The organism is Streptomyces sp. 3211.6, from assembly GCF_003634815.1.
GTDB lineage: Bacteria > Actinomycetota > Actinomycetes > Streptomycetales > Streptomycetaceae > Streptomyces > Streptomyces katrae_A.
Genome location: NZ_RBXC01000001.1, coordinates 2947421 through 2964751 on the forward strand (window position 1 = coordinate 2947421; position 17331 = coordinate 2964751).

General features: G+C 70.9%; 13 protein-coding genes. 8 read left to right on the plus strand and 5 right to left on the minus strand.

Features of this window, described 5'->3' with window-relative positions; genetic code table 11:
* Positions 1-70: 70 nt before the first annotated feature.
* On the minus strand, positions 71-559 hold the full coding sequence (locus tag BX286_RS13520; protein ID WP_045946306.1) for a ribose-5-phosphate isomerase: 489 nt from the start codon (positions 557-559) through the stop codon (positions 71-73).
* Between the two features lie 219 nt (positions 560-778).
* Here BX286_RS13520 and BX286_RS13525 point away from each other — a divergent pair, with 219 nt between their 5' ends.
* Positions 779-2245 carry an amino acid permease gene (locus tag BX286_RS13525; RefSeq protein WP_079426955.1) on the plus strand — a complete coding sequence of 489 codons (1467 nt, stop codon included), beginning with the start codon at positions 779-781 and terminating at the stop codon, positions 2243-2245.
* Between the two features lie 87 nt (positions 2246-2332).
* Here BX286_RS13525 and BX286_RS13530 read toward each other — a convergent pair whose 3' ends face one another.
* The gene (locus tag BX286_RS13530) at positions 2333-2917 is read right to left on the minus strand and encodes a biotin transporter BioY (RefSeq protein WP_079426958.1); all 585 of its coding nucleotides are present in this window, start codon (positions 2915-2917) and stop codon (positions 2333-2335) included.
* A gap of 283 nt (positions 2918-3200) precedes the next feature.
* Here BX286_RS13530 and BX286_RS13535 point away from each other — a divergent pair, with 283 nt between their 5' ends.
* The 3 genes from BX286_RS13535 to BX286_RS13545 all read left to right on the plus strand — a co-directional run bounded on the left by BX286_RS13535 (position 3201) and on the right by BX286_RS13545 (position 6981).
* A complete protein-coding gene (locus BX286_RS13535) occupies positions 3201-4598 on the plus strand; it encodes an amino acid permease (RefSeq protein ID WP_079431718.1) in 1398 nt (465 codons plus the stop codon).
* 153 nt (positions 4599-4751) lie between these two features.
* Positions 4752-6152, plus strand: a complete 1401-nt coding sequence (locus BX286_RS13540) for an amino acid permease (RefSeq protein WP_121015030.1) — start codon at positions 4752-4754, stop codon at positions 6150-6152.
* A 172-nt stretch (positions 6153-6324) separates the two neighbouring features.
* A complete protein-coding gene (locus BX286_RS13545; RefSeq protein WP_079426962.1) occupies positions 6325-6981 on the plus strand; it encodes a superoxide dismutase in 657 nt (218 codons plus the stop codon).
* Positions 6982-7107: 126 nt separating this feature from the next.
* Here BX286_RS13545 and BX286_RS13550 read toward each other — a convergent pair whose 3' ends face one another.
* Positions 7108-7755, minus strand: coding sequence for a DsbA family protein (locus tag BX286_RS13550; RefSeq protein WP_079426964.1), 648 nt, complete (start codon positions 7753-7755; stop codon positions 7108-7110).
* A 126-nt stretch (positions 7756-7881) separates the two neighbouring features.
* Here BX286_RS13550 and pepN point away from each other — a divergent pair, with 126 nt between their 5' ends.
* Positions 7882-10428 (plus strand): aminopeptidase N, encoded by a 2547-nt coding sequence (gene pepN, locus BX286_RS13555; RefSeq protein WP_121015031.1) that lies wholly within the window; start codon positions 7882-7884, stop codon positions 10426-10428.
* 170 nt (positions 10429-10598) lie between these two features.
* The gene (locus BX286_RS13560) at positions 10599-11561 is read left to right on the plus strand and encodes a hypothetical protein (RefSeq protein ID WP_121015032.1); all 963 of its coding nucleotides are present in this window, start codon (positions 10599-10601) and stop codon (positions 11559-11561) included.
* Here the strand turns inward: BX286_RS13560 and BX286_RS13565 are convergent.
* A complete protein-coding gene (locus BX286_RS13565; protein ID WP_121015033.1) occupies positions 11537-12475 on the minus strand; it encodes a pyridoxamine 5'-phosphate oxidase family protein in 939 nt (312 codons plus the stop codon). The two genes, BX286_RS13560 and BX286_RS13565, sit on opposite strands and share 25 nt — an antisense overlap.
* 23 nt (positions 12476-12498) lie before the next feature.
* The gene (locus BX286_RS13570; protein WP_079426971.1) at positions 12499-12963 is read right to left on the minus strand and encodes a VOC family protein; all 465 of its coding nucleotides are present in this window, start codon (positions 12961-12963) and stop codon (positions 12499-12501) included.
* A 130-nt stretch (positions 12964-13093) separates the two neighbouring features.
* On the opposite strand from BX286_RS13570, the gene BX286_RS13575 reads away from it, so the two are divergent.
* Together BX286_RS13575 and BX286_RS13580 are read left to right on the plus strand one after the other, a co-directional pair.
* Positions 13094-13663, plus strand: coding sequence for a CGNR zinc finger domain-containing protein (locus BX286_RS13575; protein ID WP_121015034.1), 570 nt, complete (start codon positions 13094-13096; stop codon positions 13661-13663).
* 273 nt (positions 13664-13936) lie between these two features.
* Positions 13937-17269: a S8 family serine peptidase gene (locus BX286_RS13580; RefSeq protein ID WP_121017632.1), complete on the plus strand. Its 3333-nt coding sequence runs from the start codon at positions 13937-13939 to the stop codon at positions 17267-17269.
* The last annotated feature ends 62 nt before the right edge of the window (positions 17270-17331 follow it).

Here is a 17331-nt window from a genome sequence, read left to right on the forward strand (position 1 = left end):
GCCTTGCTCCTGTTTTCCTTCGTGCAGGTGCGTGCCGCCGGACACGGGCGTCCGGCGGCACGCGGGCGGACTACTGGTCCTGCGGGTGGTGGGCCGGGATCGGGGGGAGCTCGCCGGTCTGCTCGTAGGCCGAGAGCATGTCGATGCGGCGGGTGTGGCGCTCCTCGTCGGAGTACGGGGTCGCGAGGAAGGCCTCGATGAAGCTGGTGGCCTCGTCCTGGGTGTGCATGCGGCCGCCGACGGAGATGACGTTGGCGTTGTTGTGCTCGCGGCCGAGCTTCGCGGTCTCCACGCTCCAGGCGAGGATGGCGCGGACGCCCTTGACCTTGTTGGCGGCGATCTGCTCGCCGTTGCCGGAGCCGCCGATCACGATGCCGAGGCTGTCGGCGTCCGCGGCGGTCTTCTCCGCGGCGCGCAGGCAGAACGGCGGGTAGTCGTCCACCGCGTCGTAGATGTGGGGCCCGCAGTCGACGGGCTCGTGGCCGTTGTTCTTGAGCCAGTCCACGAGGTGGTTCTTGAGCTCAAAACCGGCATGGTCGGATCCGAGATACACGCGCATGGGTCGAGTGTGGCATGCGTGACCTCAAGGGAGGGCGGAGGGGTGTCGCATAAATCACTTCTAAACCTCAAGTAAACCCAAAGAACGCAGACGGGAGGGGTCGGGACCTTGGTCCCGGGATGGGGGCCTTGGGTAACCATCGGAAGAAGGTCTTCCGTCCTGGCCGGAAATCGGGTTTGAATGCCGGAACTCTCCACCCGAGAACCAAAGGATTCGTCCATGAGCACGACGACGACCCTTCAGAAGGCAGGCGGACCCACCGGCGAACCCGGTTCCGCACAGCCCTCCGACGGTCTCAAGGCCGGTCTCAAGAACCGCCACCTTTCCATGATCGCCATCGGCGGCGTCATCGGCGCCGGCCTGTTCGTCGGCTCCGGCGGCGGTATCGCCAAGGCCGGCCCCGCCATCCTGATCTCGTACCTGCTCGTCGGCGCGATGGTCGTCTTCGTGATGCGGATGCTCGGCGAGATGGCCGCCGCCAGCCCGAACTCGGGCTCCTTCTCCGCGTACGCCGACCGGGCGCTCGGCCGCTGGGCCGGGTTCTCCATCGGCTGGCTCTACTGGTTCTTCTGGGTCGTCGTGCTCGCCGTCGAGGCGACCGCCGGCGCGAAGATCCTCGAGGGCTGGATACCGGCCGTCCCGCAGTGGGCCTGGGCCCTCATCGTGATGGTGGTCCTGACGGCCACCAACCTCGGCTCCGTCGCCTCCTACGGCGAGTTCGAGTTCTGGTTCGCGGGCATCAAGGTCGTCGCCATCGGCGCCTTCGTGATCGTCGGCATGCTCGCCGTCTTCGGCGTGCTGCCGGGCTCGGACAACCCGGGCGCGGGCTTCGCCCACCTCACCGACGCCGGCGGCTTCATGCCGGGCGGCTGGGGCTCGGTCCTCACCGGTGTGCTGATGGTCGTCTTCTCCTTCATGGGCAGCGAGATCGTCACCCTGGCGGCCGGCGAGTCCGAGGACCCGCGCCGCGCGGTCACCAAGGCCACCAACTCGGTGATCTGGCGCATCGGCGTCTTCTACCTGGGTTCGATCTTCGTCGTCCTCACCCTGCTGCCGTGGAACGACAAGTCGATCGTCGAGAAGGGCTCGTACGTCGCCGCCCTGGACTCGATCGGCATCGCGCACGCCGGCCAGATCATGAACGTGATCGTCCTGACGGCCGTGCTGTCCTGCCTGAACTCGGGCCTCTACACCGCTTCCCGCATGGCGTTCTCGCTGGGCGAGCGCGGTGACGCGCCCAAGGCGTTCGCCAAGACCAGCAAGAACGGCGTGCCCACGGTCGCCATCCTCGGCTCGGTGGTCTTCGGCTTCATCGCCGTCTACTTCAACTACACGTCCCCGGACACGGTGTTCAACTTCCTGCTGAACTCCTCGGGTGCCATCGCGCTCTTCGTGTGGCTGGTCATCTGCCTGACCCAGCTGCGGATGCGCGGGATCCTGATGCGCGAGGCGCCGGAGAAGGTCACCGTCAGGATGTGGCTCTTCCCGTACCTGACGTGGGCCACCGCCGCGATGATCACCTTCGTCCTCGGCTACATGGTCTACGACAAGGACAACCGCGAGACGGTGCTGTACTCCCTGCTCGTCGCGGCCGTCGTGATCGCGATCGGCGTGGTGCGCAACGCCCGCCGCAAGGGCGAGCTCGCGGTCGAGGCCACGGCCGACGCCGTGGCCGACGCGGTCTGACCGGACCCCCGCACACCGCAGCAGCCCCGGACCGCCCGCACGCGGTCCGGGGCTGCTGCGCAGGCGCCGGCAGAAGGGCCGTACGGGTCAGCCGCGGCGGCCGGCCAGCTTCCAGGCGGCCGGCAGGGCGCCCATGGCCAGCGCGGCCTTGAGGGCGTCGCCGATCAGGAACGGGGTCAGGCCCGCCGCGAGGGCCGCGGTGAGCGACATCCCGGTGGCGGCCATCAGGTACGGCACGCCCACCGCGTAGATCACGGCCGAGCCCAGCACCATCGTGCCCGCCGTGCGCAGCACCGAGCGGTCGGCGCCGCGCCGCGCGAGGGCGCCCACGACGGTGGCGGCCAGCAGCATGCCGAGGACGTAGCCGAAGGAGGCGCCGCCGGCGCCGGAGGTGCCGCCCGCGAACCAGGGCAGGCCGGCCGCGCCCAGGGCGGCGTACAGGCCGAGCGCCAGGAAGCCGCGGCGGGCGCCGAAGGCGGTGCCCACGAGCAGGGCGGCGAAGGTCTGGCCGGTGACCGGAACGGGAGAGCCGGGAACGGGTACGGAGATCTGAGCGGCCAGACCGGTGAGCGCGGCTCCGCCGACGACGAGCGCGATGTCGCGGACGCGGCTCGCGGGCAGCAGGTCGGCGAGGACAGCGCCGGGCCGGAAGGAGACGGAAGCAGTGCTCATGAGGGGCTCCGCGGGGTGGTGATCGACAGGACACCGTGACGCTAGTGCGCGCCGCCGCGCCGCCCCACCGTCGGCCGGGACAAAGGCATACTGTCCGGTTTGGTGGGGACCACACAAAGCCCGCGCCTTACACCCGATGTGAAGTGATCCCCATCACGGGGAACATCCGGCGACACTTCCTTTTTGCTCCCACGGGCGCCCTCCGGCAAGACTGTAGGGTCCCGCCAATCCCTTGCGCAGCCCACAGCGCCGCTTGGCCGACCGAGAGTACGAGCACCTCCTCATGCGCGACCAACTGCCCGAACCGTCCGTCACCGAGGGCCAGCTGCCCCCGGAACCCCTGAGCCACAGTCTCAAGCAGCGCCACCTGACCATGCTGGGCCTCGGCGGCGTGATCGGCGCCGGGCTCTTCGTCGGCTCCGGCGCCGGCATCGGCATCGCCGGCCCCGCGATCATCTGCTCGTACCTGCTCGCGGGCGCGCTCGCGATGCTGGTGATGCGGGCCCTCGGCGAGATGTCGGCGGCGATGCCCGCCTCCGGCTCCTTCTCGGTCTACGCGGAGAAGGCCCTGGGGCGCTGGGCCGGCTTCTCGGCGGGCTGGCTGTACTGGTTCCTGCTGGTCGTGGTGCTCGCCGTGGAGGCGACCGGGGCCGCGAAGATCGCCCACGGCTGGCTGCCGTCGGTGGACCAGTGGGTGTGGGTGCTGCTGTTCATGGTGGTCTTCACCCTCAGCAACCTCGCCGCCGTGCGGAACTTCGGCGAGTTCGAGTTCTGGTTCGCCGCGCTGAAGGTCGGCGCGATCGTGCTGTTCCTGGTCCTGGGCACCCTGGCGGTCTTCGGCCTGCTGCCGGACACCGAGCCGGTGGGCCTGGCCAACCTGAGCGGGCAGGGCGGGTTCTTCCCGAAGGGGATGGGCGGGGTCGTCGCGGGCATGCTCGCGGTCGTCTTCGCCTTCGGCGGCCTGGAGGTCGTCACCATCGCGGCCGCCGAGTCCGACGACCCGGCCCGGTCGGTGTCGCGGGCGGTGCGCAGCGCGGTGTGGCGCATCCTCTTCTTCTACGTCGGCTCGATGCTGGTGATCGTGACCCTCCTGCCTTGGGACTCGCTCAAGCCCGGGGAGAGCCCGTACGTAGCCGTGCTCGACTCGATCGGGATCCCGGCGGCCGGGCAGATCATGAACATCGTGGTGTTCGTGGCGCTGCTGTCGGCGCTGAACGCGAACCTGTACGGCTCCTCGCGCATGGTCTTCTCGCTGGCCGAACGGGGTGAGGCGCCCAAGGCGCTGCTGAAGGTCTCGGGCGGCGGGGTGCCGCGGCGGGCGGTGCTGGCTTCCGTGGTCTTCGGGTTCGCGTCGGTGGTGCTGAACCTGCTGTGGCCGGACACGGTCTTCCTCTACATGCTCAACGCGGTCGGCGCGGTGCTGCTGTTCGTGTGGGCGCTGATCGCGGTCTCGCAGCTGCGGCTGCGGCCCCGGCTGGAACGGGAGATGCCGGAGCGGCTGACGCTGCCGATGTGGGCGTTCCCGTACCTGACGTGGGCGGCGCTGCTGGGGATGGCGGCGGTGCTGGTGCTGATGCTCTTCGACGACTCGGCGCGGCCGCAGCTGCTGTGGTCCTCGGGCGCGGCGGCGGTGGTGCTGCTGGTGGCCGCGTACCGGGAGGTGCGGGCGCGCCGGGGCTGAGGCCCCGTCAGTGACGTGTGGACGCCGAGCGGCCCGGGACGTGTGTCCCGGGCCGCTTTCCTTCTGTGCGGGGCGCGGTCACGGCGCGTGAGCCGAGTGTCCGGATGCTGAACAGCAGACGTCCGATAAACGGACGGTCGGCAGACTGGGCCCATGAGTCAGAGCACCATCACGCCCCCCGAACTGCGGCCGTCCGCGCCCGGATCCCCCCTCGGCACCGGCCTCAAGCAGCGCCACCTCTCGATGATCGCCCTCGGCGGGGTCATCGGCGCCGGCCTCTTCGTCGGCTCGGGCGCCGGCATCGCGGCCGCGGGGCCCTCGATCGTGCTCGCGTACGCGGTCTCCGGTCTGCTGGTGATGTTCGTGATGCGGATGCTCGGCGAGATGTCGGCGGCCAACCCCGCGTCGGGTTCCTTCTCGGTGCACGCCGAGCGGGCGATCGGCCCCTGGGCCGGGTTCACGGCGGGCTGGATGTTCTGGACCCTGCTGTGCGTGGGCGTGGCCATCGAGGCCATCGGTGCCGCGCACATCATGACGGGCTGGTTCCCGGGCACCCCGTCGTGGCTGTGGGTGCTGGTGTTCATGGCGCTGTTCTGCGGCAGCAACCTGGGCGCGGTGCGCAACTTCGGCGAGTTCGAGTTCTGGTTCGCCGCCCTGAAGATCGGCGCGATCGGGCTGTTCCTGGGCCTGGGCGTGCTGGCCGTCCTGGGCCTGCTGCCCGGGACCTCCTCCCCCGGCGCCGCCAACCTGGTGCACGACGGCGGGTTCCTCCCCAACGGCGTGGACGGGCTGCTCGTCGGCGTGCTGGCCTCGGTCGTCGCGTACGGCGGCCTGGAGACTGTGACCATCGCCGCCGCGGAGTCGGACGACCCGGTGCGGGGCGTGGCCAGGGCGGTGCGGACCACCATGTGGCGGATCGCGATCGTCTACGTCGGCTCGATGCTGGTGATCGTCACCCTGCTGCCCTGGAACGACCCGGCGGTCAGCGGCCACGGTCCGTACGCCGCGACCCTGGACCACCTGGGCATCCCGGCGGCCGGCCAGATCATGAACGGGGTCATCCTGGCCGCCCTGCTGTCGGCGATGAACGCCAACATCTACGGCTCCTCGCGCATGGCCCACTCGCTGGTCTCCCGGGGCCAGGGGCCCAAGGCGCTGGCCAAGGTCTCGGGCGGGGTGCCGCGCCGGGCGGTGCTGGCCTCCAGCGGGTTCGGGTTCGTCACGGTCCTGCTGTCGTACTGGTACCCGGACACCCTGTTCGCCTGGCTGCTGAACATGGTCGGCGGGGTCATCCTCGTCGTCTGGGGCTTCATCGCCGTCTCGCAGTTCGTGCTGCGCCGGCGGCTGGAGCGGGAGGCGCCCGGGAAGCTGACCGTGCGGATGTGGTGCTTCCCGTACCTGACGTGGCTGGCGCTGGCCGGGGTCGCCGGGGTGCTGGTGCTGATGGCCGTCGGCGAGGACACCCGGACGCAGGTGCTGTTCACCGGCGGGCTCGCGGCGGCGCTGGCGGCGACCGGGTACCTGATGCAGCGCCGGGCGGCGGCCCGGACCTGACGGCCCGGCGGCTCCCCGGCCCCTTTTGAGGCGGATCCCGTGTGCGACACGGGATCCGCCTCTCTTCGTACCCAGGCAACCCTTATGTGTGAGCGGGAACAGATACTGCTAGCGTGCAGTTGCGCATTAGTTGCAATAAGCGATTGGCACGCTGAGGGGACCGGACACACGCATGGCCATCTACACGCTTCCTGAGCTTCCTTACGACTACGCGGCGCTCGAGCCGGTGATCAACCCGCAGATCATCGAGCTGCACCACGACAAGCACCACGCGGCCTACGTCACGGGCGCCAACACCACGCTGGAACAGCTGGCGGAGGCACGCGACAAGGAGAACTGGGGCGCGCTCAACGGGCTGGAGAAGAACCTGGCGTTCCACCTCTCCGGCCACATCCTGCACAGCATTTACTGGAACAACATGGCGAGCCCGAAGACCGGTGAGGGCGGCGGCGAGCCGACCGCGGCCGACGGGGTGGGCGACCTCGCGGACGCGATCACCGAATCCTTCGGCTCCTTCGAGAAGTTCAAGAAGCAGCTGACCTTCGCGTCCTCCGCGACGCAGGGCTCCGGCTGGGGCGTGCTGGCGTACGAGCCCGTCAGCGGGCGCCTGGTCGTCGAGCAGGTCTACGACCACCAGGGCAACGTGGGCGTGGCGAGCACGCCGATCCTGGTCTTCGACGCCTGGGAGCACGCCTTCTACCTGCAGTACAAGAACCAGAAGGTGGACTTCATCGAGGCCATGTGGAACGTCGTCAACTGGCAGGACGTGGCCAGGCGCTACGCCGACGCCAAGGCGAACACCCCGCTGCTGATCCCCGTCAAGGGCTGACCGGCACCCCGTAGACCGCCCGCCTCGTGATCGTCTTCTCAGCCTTCGCGTGCGGGCGTGCAGAGCGGAAGACCCCCGTGAGGACGTGACTCACGGGGGTCTTCCGTCTGTACCGGGGGGGTGCGACTACTCGAAGCTGGGGCCCTTGGTGCGGGTGCGCTTGATCTCGTAGAAACCCGGGGTCGAGGCGACCAGCAGCGTGCCGTCCCACAGGCGGGCGGCGGCCTCGCCGCGCGGGGCCGGGGTGACGACGGGACCGAAGAAGGCGACCTCCTCGCCGTCGGCGCCGGGCACGGAGATCACCGGGGTGCCGACCTCCTGGCCGACGCGCTCGATGCCGTCGTTGTGGGAGTCGCGCAGCACCTGGTCGTACTCGTCGGAGTCGGCGTAGGCGAGCAGCTCGGCCGGCAGGCCGACCTCCTCCAGGGCGTCGGCGATGACCTCGCGGGTCGCTCCGCGGTCCTCGTTGTGGATCTTCGTGCCGAGAGCCGTGTACAGCTTGCCGGTGATCTCCTCGCCGAACTTCTGCTGGGCGGCGATCACCACGCGCACCGGGGCCCAGCCCTTGGGGCCGAGGAGCTCGCGGTAGCGCTCGGGCAGCTCGTCGAGCTTGTCCTCGTTGAGCACGGCCAGGCTCATCACGTGCCAGCGGACCTCGACGTCACGGACCTTCTCGACCTCGAGCATCCACCGGGAGGTCATCCAGGCCCAGGGGCAGAGCGGGTCGAACCAGAAGTCGACCGGGGTCTTCTCGCGCACCTGGGTGTCGGTCATGTCTCTCCTCGGGTCACATGGGGCGTCTGTGCTCAGGTTCCTCCTGGCCAACCGGGCCGCAGCCGCACGCATTCCCTCCGTGGGAGGATTCGGCCGAAGAAGCGATCACGCACGAAGGAGTGCCACGTGCCCGGTGAGAATCTGTCCCGCGACGAAGCCCGCGCGCGGGCCGAGCTGCTGTCCGTCGACGGGTACGAGGTGGTCCTCGACCTGAGGTCCGCGGTGGACGAGGCCGAACCGGCCGAGGGCCCCCGGACGTTCCGCTCGGTGACGACCGTGCGCTTCCGCGCCGCGGTCCCGGGCGCCTCCTCGTTCGCCGACCTGATCGCCCCGTCCGTGAACGCGGTCACCCTCAACGGCCGCGCCCTGGACCCGGCCGCCGTCTTCGACGGGGCGCGCATCGCCCTGGACGGCCTGGCCGCCGAGAACGTCCTGGTGGTCGACGCGAACTGCGCGTACAGCCGCACCGGCGAGGGCATGCACCGCTTCGTCGACCCGGAGGACGGCGAGGTCTACCTCTACACCCAGTACGAGCCGGCGGACGCGCGGCGGGTGTACGCGAACTTCGAACAGCCCGACCTGAAGGCCCCCTACCGCTTCGAGGTGACCGCTCCCGAGGGGTGGACGGTCTGGAGCAACGGCGCGGAGGAGTCGCGCGAGGGAGGGGTGTGGCGCTTCGCGGAGACCGCGCCGATCTCCACGTACATCACCTGCGTGGTGGCGGGCCCGTACCACTACGTCACGGACACCTACACGCGCGGGGACCTGACGATCCCGCTGGGCGCGATGTGCCGCAAGGGGCTGGCGAGGCACTTCGACGCGGACGACGTCTTCCTCGTCACCAAACAGGGCTTCGACCTCTTCCACGAGATCTTCGACTACCCCTACCCCTTCGGGAAGTACGACCAGGCCTTCGTGCCCGAGTACAACCTGGGCGCCATGGAGAACCCGGGCATGGTGACCTTCCGCGAGGAGTACATCTTCCGCGGCAAGGTGACGCAGGCCTCGTACGAGCGGCGCGCCAACGTCATCCTGCACGAGATGGCGCACATGTGGTTCGGCGACCTGGTCACCATGAAGTGGTGGGACGACCTGTGGCTGAAGGAGTCCTTCGCCGACTTCATGGGCTCCTTCGGGCTGGTCGAGGCCACCCGCTTCGACCAGGCCTGGGTCACCTTCGCCAACAACCGCAAGGCGTGGGCCTACCGGGCCGACCAGCTGCCGTCCACCCACCCGATCACGGCCGACATCCGTGACCTGGAGGACGCCAAGCTGAACTTCGACGGGATCACCTACGCCAAGGGCGCGGCCGTGCTCAAGCAGCTCGTCGCGTACGTGGGCCGGGAGGCGTTCCTGGACGGCGCGCGGCGCTACTTCAAGGCGCACGCGTACGGCAACACCACCCTGGACGACCTGCTGTCGGTACTCGGCGAGGTCTCCGGGCGGGACATGGCCGAGTGGTCGCGGGCCTGGCTGCAGACGGCGGGCGTCAACGCGCTGACCCCGCAGGTCACCACGGACGCGGCCGGCCGGCTGACCGAGCTGGCCGTGGTGCAGGAGGGCGACGAGCTGCGCCCCCACCGGGTGGCGGTGGGCCTGTACCGGCTGGAGGCCGACGGCTCGCTGGTGCGCTACGCGCGGGCCGAGGCCGACGTGGCGGGCGTGCGCACGGTGGTCGGGGAGCTGGCCGGGCTGGAGCGGCCCGACCTGGTCCTGGTCAACGACGACGACCTCACGTACTGCAAGATCCGCTTCGACGAGGCCTCGCTGGCCACGCTCCGCGGCCACCTGGGCGACCTCACCGACCCGCTGGCCCGCGCCCTGTGCTGGTCGGCGCTGTGGAACCTGACGCGGGACGCGCTGATGCCGGCCCGGGACTTCCTGTCGCTGGTGCTGGCCCACGCCGGCCGCGAGAGCGACGTCGGCGTGCTCCAGCAGCTGCACGCGCAGGCCCTGAGCGCGGTCACCCACTACGCGGCGCCCGACTGGCGCGAGCAGGGCGGCCGGGAGCTCGCGGCGGGCGCGCTGCACGAACTGCGGCTGGCCGAGCCGGGCTCCGAGCACCAGCTGACCTGGGCCCGCTTCTTCGCGGCGAGCGCGGTCAGCGAGGGCGACTTCCAGCTGCTGCTGGGGCTGCTGGAGGGTTCGGCGCGGATCGACGGGCTGGAGGTCGACCAGGAGCTGCGCTGGGACTTCCTGCTGCCGCTGGCCGCGCACGGTGTGGTGGACGAGTCGGTGCTCGCGGCCGAGCTGGTCCGCGACGACACCGCCTCGGGCAAGCGGCACCAGGTGCGCTGCCTGGCCGCGCGGCCCTCGGCGGCGGTCAAGGACCAGGCGTGGGCGGTGGTGGTCGAGTCGGACGTGCTGTCGAACGCGCTGGTCGAGGCGACCATCAGCGGAATGCAGCAGTCCTCGCAGCGGGAACTGCTCGCGCCGTACGCGGCACGGTACTTCGAGGTGATCGAGCGGGTCTGGGCGGAGCGGTCGATCCAGATCGGCATCGACGTGGTGAAGGGGCTGTACCCGATGCTCCAGGACTCGCAGGCCACCGTCGAGGCGACGGACGCCTGGCTGGCGGCCCGCCCCGACGCGGCCCCCGCGCTGCGCCGCCTGGTCCTGGAGTCCCGCGACGACCTGGCCCGGGCCCTGCGGGCCCAGTCCCGCGACGCGTAGCCCCGGGGCTGCCGCTGCGCGGGGCTGCTCCCCGCCCCGCGCAGCGGCGCCCGCGCCCGGCAGCGCCATCGGCAGTCGAACGCGCGTACTTTAGCCCCATCTTGTCCGGATTTGTCGACGAGTGTGTAACAGGCGTTAGCAAGGCCATGGCCTGAGGGAATCACCGCGTCATGAACCAGAACGCACCCCTCCCCCTCGCCCACCTCACCGCCAGCCGCCCCCGCGTGCTGACCCTCGCCCAGCTGCGCGAGCACGGCGTCAGTGCCGCCGAGGCCGCCGGACGGCCGTGGCAGCAGGTGCTGCCCGGGGTGTTCCTGCTGCACGCCGGCCCCGCGACGAGCGAGGAGCGCCTGCACGCCGCCCTCCTGTACGCGGGCAAGCGCGGCAACGGCGAGGCCATGATCACCGGGCTGGCCGCACTCGCGCTCTACCGGTTCTCCTCCACCCCCGCCCTGCTCTCCCTCTCGCACATCGACGTCCTGGTCCCGAACACCCGCCGCCTGCGCTCCACCGGCGACGTGCGCATCGTGCGCTCCCACACCCCGCCCCGCCCGCTGGAGGTGACCGGGGTGCCGGTGGCGCCGGTGGCGCGGGCCGTCGCCGACGCCGTCGCCCAGCTGGACGACGCCACCGCGGTGCGCCGCATCCTCAGCGAGGCCGTCCGCGCCGGACACTGCGAACCGGCCGCCGTGGTGCGGGAGCTGACGGTGGCCCGGCTGCTGAACCGGCCACACGTGATCGACGCCGTGGAGTCCCTGCTGGCCGAGGGCCGGGCCCTCGCCGAGGACCGGCTGTACCAGCTCGTACGGGGCTACGAGCTCCCCGAGCCGGTCTGGAACGTGGACCTGCGGCTGCCCGGCGGCCCGCACCTGGGCGGGGTGGACGCGTACTGGCCCGAGCAGGCGGTGGCCATCGAGATCGACACCCGGGCCCCGCGCCAGGGGGAGGACGAGGACTTCGCCGAGGCGGTGCGCAAGCGGGAGACCCTGGAGCGGCTCGGCGTGACCGTCCTCTACCTGACCCCGCGCAAGCTGCGCGACTGGCCCGAGCAGCAGGCCGCGGTCGTCCGGACCGCCCTGACGGCGTCCTGCGACCGCGAACCCGCCGCCTACCTGGTGGTACTGCCCCGGTGAGGGCCGCCCGGGAGGCTCGGGGCGCCCGGGCGGGCGGGGACGGCCGGGTTCGCCGGGGAGTACTCCGGCGCGCTCCAGCGCAGCCGCCCCGGATGCAGGCTCTGCACCACCGCCTCCACCCGGAACCGGACGCAGCGGTCCCCGTCGGCACCGAACTCGGTCCGGGCCCGCCCGCTCAGCTGGAGCAGCCCGCCGCCCTCCCAGTCGGGGAAGAGCAGTCCGGCCCGCTCGTCCAGGGCGAGGTTGCCCAGGGTCAGGAACATCGCGTTGCCCGGATAGTCCGGCCAGCTCAGTTCGGTGGGCGAAAGCACCTCCACGAAGCCCGGCATCCCGCCCCGGTGGCTCGCGTCGGCCCCTCCCGGGTCCGCGGTGGTGGCGATGAAGAAGGTGTCGGCGGCGCGGACGGCCCGCTCCTGGTCCGGGGTGAGCCCCGCGGAGCGCCGTACGATGCCGGGGCCCTCGGCCACCAGCTCCAGCGGCTGCCGCTTCTGCAGGTACTTCGGGCAGTTGGAGAAGACCTCCTCGGCCGCCACCGCGAAGCCGCCGGGCGTCACGGCGAGGGTGCCGTTGAGCCGCATCCGGCGCCGGGTGCGCGGGTCGAGGGCGATGGTGGCGACCCGGGTGCCGTCGGCGGCCAGTGCGCCGGCGAGGGGGTCCCCGTGCGGCAGGCCGCCGCGGACCGCGACCCGGTCCGGCCCGGTGGCCCGGACGAAGCCCGGCGGGCCGGTGAGCAGCGAGGCCCACAGCCGCCCCACGCCGTCGGCGGCGCCGACGACCAGGTGGGGCTGGAGGGCGAGGAAGGCGGCCGCCACGTCCCGGATGCCCGGGCCGATGGAGCGCCCGACGTGCTCGGCGAGCGCGCGGACGCCGACCCGTTCCTGGATGGCCAGGGATCCCTGGTGGTACCGGTCCATGACGGCCCTCACTTCCCGAGTGTCTAGAAGAAACCGCAGGTGGGAGCGGACTCGACGGGGGCGGGAGCGCCCTCGGCGCCGGTCGGCACGGAGATCTCCAGGCGGGTGCCGTCCGGGTCGTGGAAGAAGATCCCGCCCGAGGCCGCGCCCTCCCGGTGGGCGACGACGCCCTCGTAGGCGAAGTCGACGCCCAGGCCGCGCAGCCGCTCCTCGTACGCCCGGACCTCCTCGATCGCTCCGGCGGAGAAGGCGAGGTGGTGCAGTCCGGCCGCCCGCGGGGCGTACGGGTCCTGCGCCTGCTGCCAGAGGGTGAGGACGAGCTCGCCGTCCCGGCCCAGGAAGGCGAAGCGGCGCCCGTCCTCCTTGCCCTCGCCGAGCAGGTCGAAGCCCAGGGCGTCGCGGTAGAAGGCGAGCGAGCGCCCCAGGTCGGTGACGTTGAGGCCCACGTGCCCGGTGCGGAGGGTGCCGACGGCGGTGGTGGTGGTCATGAGGGTTCCCTTCCCAAGGATGTCCGGTGTTCTCCGGCTCTCTAACCTTCTAAATTGAGATTAGAGGTTAGGGACCGGGCCGTCAACCGGTCACGTACCCTTGAAGGGTTAGCGGCGCGAGGAGGCGGACATGACGGCACCACCGACGACGGACCCCCGCCCGCTCACCGGGGAGCCGCTGTCCCTCGACCTGATCAACACGCGCTGGATGCCGGAGGGCAAGCTCACCGACCTCTTCGCCGGCGCCTTCGGGCTGAGCCGGCTCGAAGGGCTGGGCCTCTGGCTCCAGAGCACGGGCCTGGCCGCCCGCTTCCGCGCCGACAAGTCGACCCTGGTCCACCTGCTGACCGCGCGCGAGGCGCTGGCCCGCGCCGTCGCGGACCCGGCCGACGCCGGCGCCCGCGAACTGGTCGACGCCGTACTGGAGCACGGCCGCATCCGGGCCACCCTCACCGCCGAAGGCCCAGGCGAGCGGGCCGAGTTCGACGACCCGGCCTGGGGGCCGGCCTGGACCGCGGCCCGCGACTACCTGACCCTGCTGGAGTCGGCTCCGGACCGGATCCGCAAGTGCGCCTCGGAGACGTGCGTGCTGCACTTCCACGACACCTCGCGCAACGGCACCCGGCGCTGGTGCTCGATGGCCGTCTGCGGCAACCGCGCCAAGGCCTCGCGCCACTACGCGCGCACGCGCGAGCGCTGAACGGTCGGAATCTGTCACACCTGGGGTGAGGGCAGCCCCCGAAACACTGCCGCCACAAGGCCTGTAAGTCGATAAATCCACTCCCTCACCGATGCAAGTCGCCCCGGCTTGCCCCGGCATGTTCCCGATGGCGGGAACTCCACCCTGGCGGGTGTCCGCCATGACAGGTCTCGGTCAATGACAGCTCTCCCCAAACAGCTGTCACTTGCGCAAAGCTGACCGGTCATCCGGCACCGAAATCCGGACCGTATCGATCTCTAGCCAGGGATGCTGATGACCCTCGAATCCCCCAGCTCCACCGGGGCCATACCCGGCGCCCGGCGCGCGGCCCGCGTCGCGGCGGCCGCGGGCCTGGTGGCCGCGCTCTGCGCCACCGGCGCCGTACCCGCCTTCGCGGCGGCCGGTGACAACCCGTCGGCCCCGGCGCCGGCCAAGTCGGCCGACCAGAAGCTCGGTTCGGCGGACGCCGAACTGCTCCAGGAGGCCAAGGCCAAGGGTGACGCGACCGTCACCGTCATGGTCGCGACCGCGCCGGGCCAGACCAAGCAGGTCGCCGACCAGCTCGACGCCGTCCAGGGCGCTTCGGTGGGCCAGACGTACGACAAGCTCGGCTACGTCCGCGCCACCCTCCCGACCGACAAGGCGGAGGCGGCGCTGAAGGCGGCCGCCAAGCTGGAGTCGGTGCACGGCTTGGACCTCAAGCAGGAGATCCAGCTGCCGGACCCGCGCCCGGACTCGGGCAAGGACGGCTCGGGCAGCAAGACCGCCGCCGAGACCTACCCCGGTCCGGACAAGAACACCCCGGCGAAGAACCCGTACAACCCGTCCTTCGAGACCGGCGCGGTGGACTTCGTCCAGAAGAACCCGCAGGCCGACGGCCGCGGCGTCACCATCGGCATCCTGGACTCGGGCGTCGACATCGCCCACCCGGCGCTGCAGAAGACCACCACCGGCGAGCGCAAGATCGTCGACTGGGTCACCGCGACCGACCCGATCCTGGACAACGACGCCACCTGGCGCCCCCAGATCACCCCGGTCACCTCCACCGGCGGTTCCTTCACCGCGGGCGGCCAGAGCTGGAAGGCCCCCGAGGGCACCTTCCAGTGGAGCCGCTTCAGCGAGTCGATCACCGCCACCGGTGACATGAAGGGCGACGTCAACCGGGACGGCGACACCACCGACAAGTTCGGCATGCTGTACGACCCGGTCGCCGGCACCGTCCGCGTGGACACCGACCAGGACGGCGACTTCACCAACAACGAGCCGATGAAGCCGTACAAGGACGGCTACCAGATCGGCTACTTCGGCACGGACAACCCGGCCACCGACGTCGCCGAGCGGATCCCCTTCGTGATCCAGATCCGCAAGGACGTTCCGATGGACCCGCTGGGCGGGGACTGGGTCGGCAAGAAGGCCGACTTCGTCAACATCGGCATCATCGAGTCCGAGCACGGCACGCACGTCGCCGGCATCACCGCCGCCAACAGCCTCTTCGGCGGCAAGATGAACGGCGAGGCGCCCGGCGCGAAGATCGTCTCCTCGCGCGCCTGCTCCTGGTCCGGCGGCTGCACCAACATCGCGCTGACCGAGGGCATGATCGACCTCGTCGTCAACCGCGGCGTCGACATCGTCAACATGTCGATCGGTGGTCTCCCGGCGCTGAACGACGGCAACAACGCCCGTTCCGAGCTGTACAAGAACCTCATCGACACCTACGGCGTCCAGCTCGTCATCTCGGCGGGCAACGAGGGCCCCGGCGTCAACACCATCGGCGACCCCGGTCTGGCCGACAAGGTCGTCTCGGTCGGTGCCGCGGTCTCCAAGGAGACCTGGGCCGCCAACTACGGCTCCGGCGTGACCACGAAGTACAACATGTTCCCCTTCTCCTCGCGCGGTCCGCGTGAGGACGGCGGGTTCACGCCGACCATCACCGCCCCCGGCGCGGCCATCAACACCACCCAGACCTGGCTGCCCGGCAGCCCGGTCAAGGAGGCGGGCTACAGCCTGCCGGCCGGCTACTCGATGCTCCAGGGCACCTCGATGTCCTCGCCGCAGGCGGCGGGCGCCAGCGCCCTGCTGATCTCGGCCGCCAAGCAGGCGAAGATCGCGCTGCCCCCGGCCAACCTGCGCGTGGCGCTGACCAGCACCGCCAAGAAGATCGACGGTGTCCCGGCGCACGCCCAGGGCGCGGGCCTCATCGACATCAACAAGGCGTGGGAGTCGATCCAGCGCGGCGCCAAGGCCAACGAGTTCACGGTCAAGGCCCCGGTCGACACCGCCCTCGACCAGTTCCTGAAGACCCCGGGCTTCGGCACCGGCCTCTACGACCGCGAGGGCGGCCTGAAGGTCGGCCAGAAGAAGGTCTACGACGTCGTCGTCACCCGCACCACCGGCCCGAAGTACGGCACCCGCCACAACATCAGCTGGCGCAACAACGACGGCACCTTCAAGGTCGTCGGCGGTGGCGGCTACGACTACGTCACCCTGCCGCTGAACAAGCCCGTCACCATCAAGGTCGAGGCCAACGTCAAGTCGGCCGGCGTCCACAGCGGCATCCTGCAGCTCGACGACCCGACCACCGAGGGCATCGACAAGCAGATCCTGGCCACGGTCGTCGCCTCCACCCCGCTGGCGCAGCCGTCGTTCGCGCTCTCGGACACCTCCTCCGTGCAGCGCAACAGCCACAAGTCGTACTTCGTGACGGTCCCGCAGGGCGCCAAGACCCTCGAGGTCGCGCTCGGCGGTCTCGCCGAGGGCAGCCAGACGCGCTTCATCTCGATCCACCCGTACGGCACGGGCGTCGAGGACAGCGCCACCACCCAGTGCTACCCGAACTACAACAACCCGGCCAACAAGTGCCGCCCCGACCTGCGCTCCTACGACAACCCGCAGCCGGGCGTCTGGGAGATCGAGGTCGAGTCGCGCCGTACGTCGCCGCTGCTGGACAACCCGTTCAAGCTGGACGTCTCCGTCCTCGGCGCGGGCTTCGACCCGGCGGTCAAGGTCCTCCCCGAGGTCAAGCAGGGCACCCCGGCCCCGGTCCAGTGGACCGTGAAGAACACCGGCGCGGCCATCTCCGGCGGCAAGCTCCAGGGCAGCCCGCTCGGCTCGGCGAAGGTCGACAAGCCGACCATCGCCGCCGGCGAGACCAAGACCACCGAGGTCACCGTCGGTGAGGGCGTCTCCCGTCTGGACGTGGCCATCAACCACACCTCCGACGCCGCCGCCGACCTCGACCTCGAGGTCTACAAGGACGGCGTGAAGGTCGCCTCCTCGGCCGACGGCGACTCCGACGAGTCCGTGAGCCTCGACAAGCCCGCCGCCGGTACCTACACCATCAAGGTGATCGGCTACGCGGTCCCGTCCGGCTCCACCACGTACGACTACCGCGACGTCTACTTCTCGTCCGCCCTGGGCACCGTCCAGGTCGACGAGGCCGCCGCGGTCAACCTCGCCAACGGCGCCTCGGCGCAGGTCTCGGCGAACGTCCTGGTCTCCGCCGCGGCCCCCGAGGGCCGTCAGTTCTTCGGCCAGGTCCAGCTGCTCAACGGCCGCGGCACCGCCGCCGGCACCGGCAGCGTGCAGATCGACAAGGTCACCCCGTAAGGGCGTGAGCTGACAGCATGACGAAGGGGCGGGCGCTCGATGAGCGCCCGCCCCTTCCGCAT

What these genes read in the sequence shown, in the direction of transcription:
- BX286_RS13560 (WP_121015032.1), top strand. Translation starts at nt 10,599, where the DNA reads ATGAACCAGAACGCACCCCTCCCCCTCGCCCACCTCACCGCCAGCCGC.
- BX286_RS13550 (WP_079426964.1), bottom strand. Translation starts at nt 7,755, where the DNA reads ATGACCGACACCCAGGTGCGCGAGAAGACCCCGGTCGACTTCTGGTTC.
- BX286_RS13565 (WP_121015033.1), bottom strand. Translation starts at nt 12,475, where the DNA reads ATGGACCGGTACCACCAGGGATCCCTGGCCATCCAGGAACGGGTCGGC.
- BX286_RS13530 (WP_079426958.1), bottom strand. Translation starts at nt 2,917, where the DNA reads ATGAGCACTGCTTCCGTCTCCTTCCGGCCCGGCGCTGTCCTCGCCGAC.
- BX286_RS13570 (WP_079426971.1), bottom strand. Translation starts at nt 12,963, where the DNA reads ATGACCACCACCACCGCCGTCGGCACCCTCCGCACCGGGCACGTGGGC.
- BX286_RS13535 (WP_079431718.1), top strand. Translation starts at nt 3,201, where the DNA reads ATGCGCGACCAACTGCCCGAACCGTCCGTCACCGAGGGCCAGCTGCCC.
- BX286_RS13575 (WP_121015034.1), top strand. Translation starts at nt 13,094, where the DNA reads ATGACGGCACCACCGACGACGGACCCCCGCCCGCTCACCGGGGAGCCG.
- BX286_RS13580 (WP_121017632.1), top strand. Translation starts at nt 13,937, where the DNA reads ATGACCCTCGAATCCCCCAGCTCCACCGGGGCCATACCCGGCGCCCGG.
- BX286_RS13545 (WP_079426962.1), top strand. Translation starts at nt 6,325, where the DNA reads ATGGCCATCTACACGCTTCCTGAGCTTCCTTACGACTACGCGGCGCTC.
- BX286_RS13540 (WP_121015030.1), top strand. Translation starts at nt 4,752, where the DNA reads ATGAGTCAGAGCACCATCACGCCCCCCGAACTGCGGCCGTCCGCGCCC.
- BX286_RS13525 (WP_079426955.1), top strand. Translation starts at nt 779, where the DNA reads ATGAGCACGACGACGACCCTTCAGAAGGCAGGCGGACCCACCGGCGAA.
- BX286_RS13520 (WP_045946306.1), bottom strand. Translation starts at nt 559, where the DNA reads ATGCGCGTGTATCTCGGATCCGACCATGCCGGTTTTGAGCTCAAGAAC.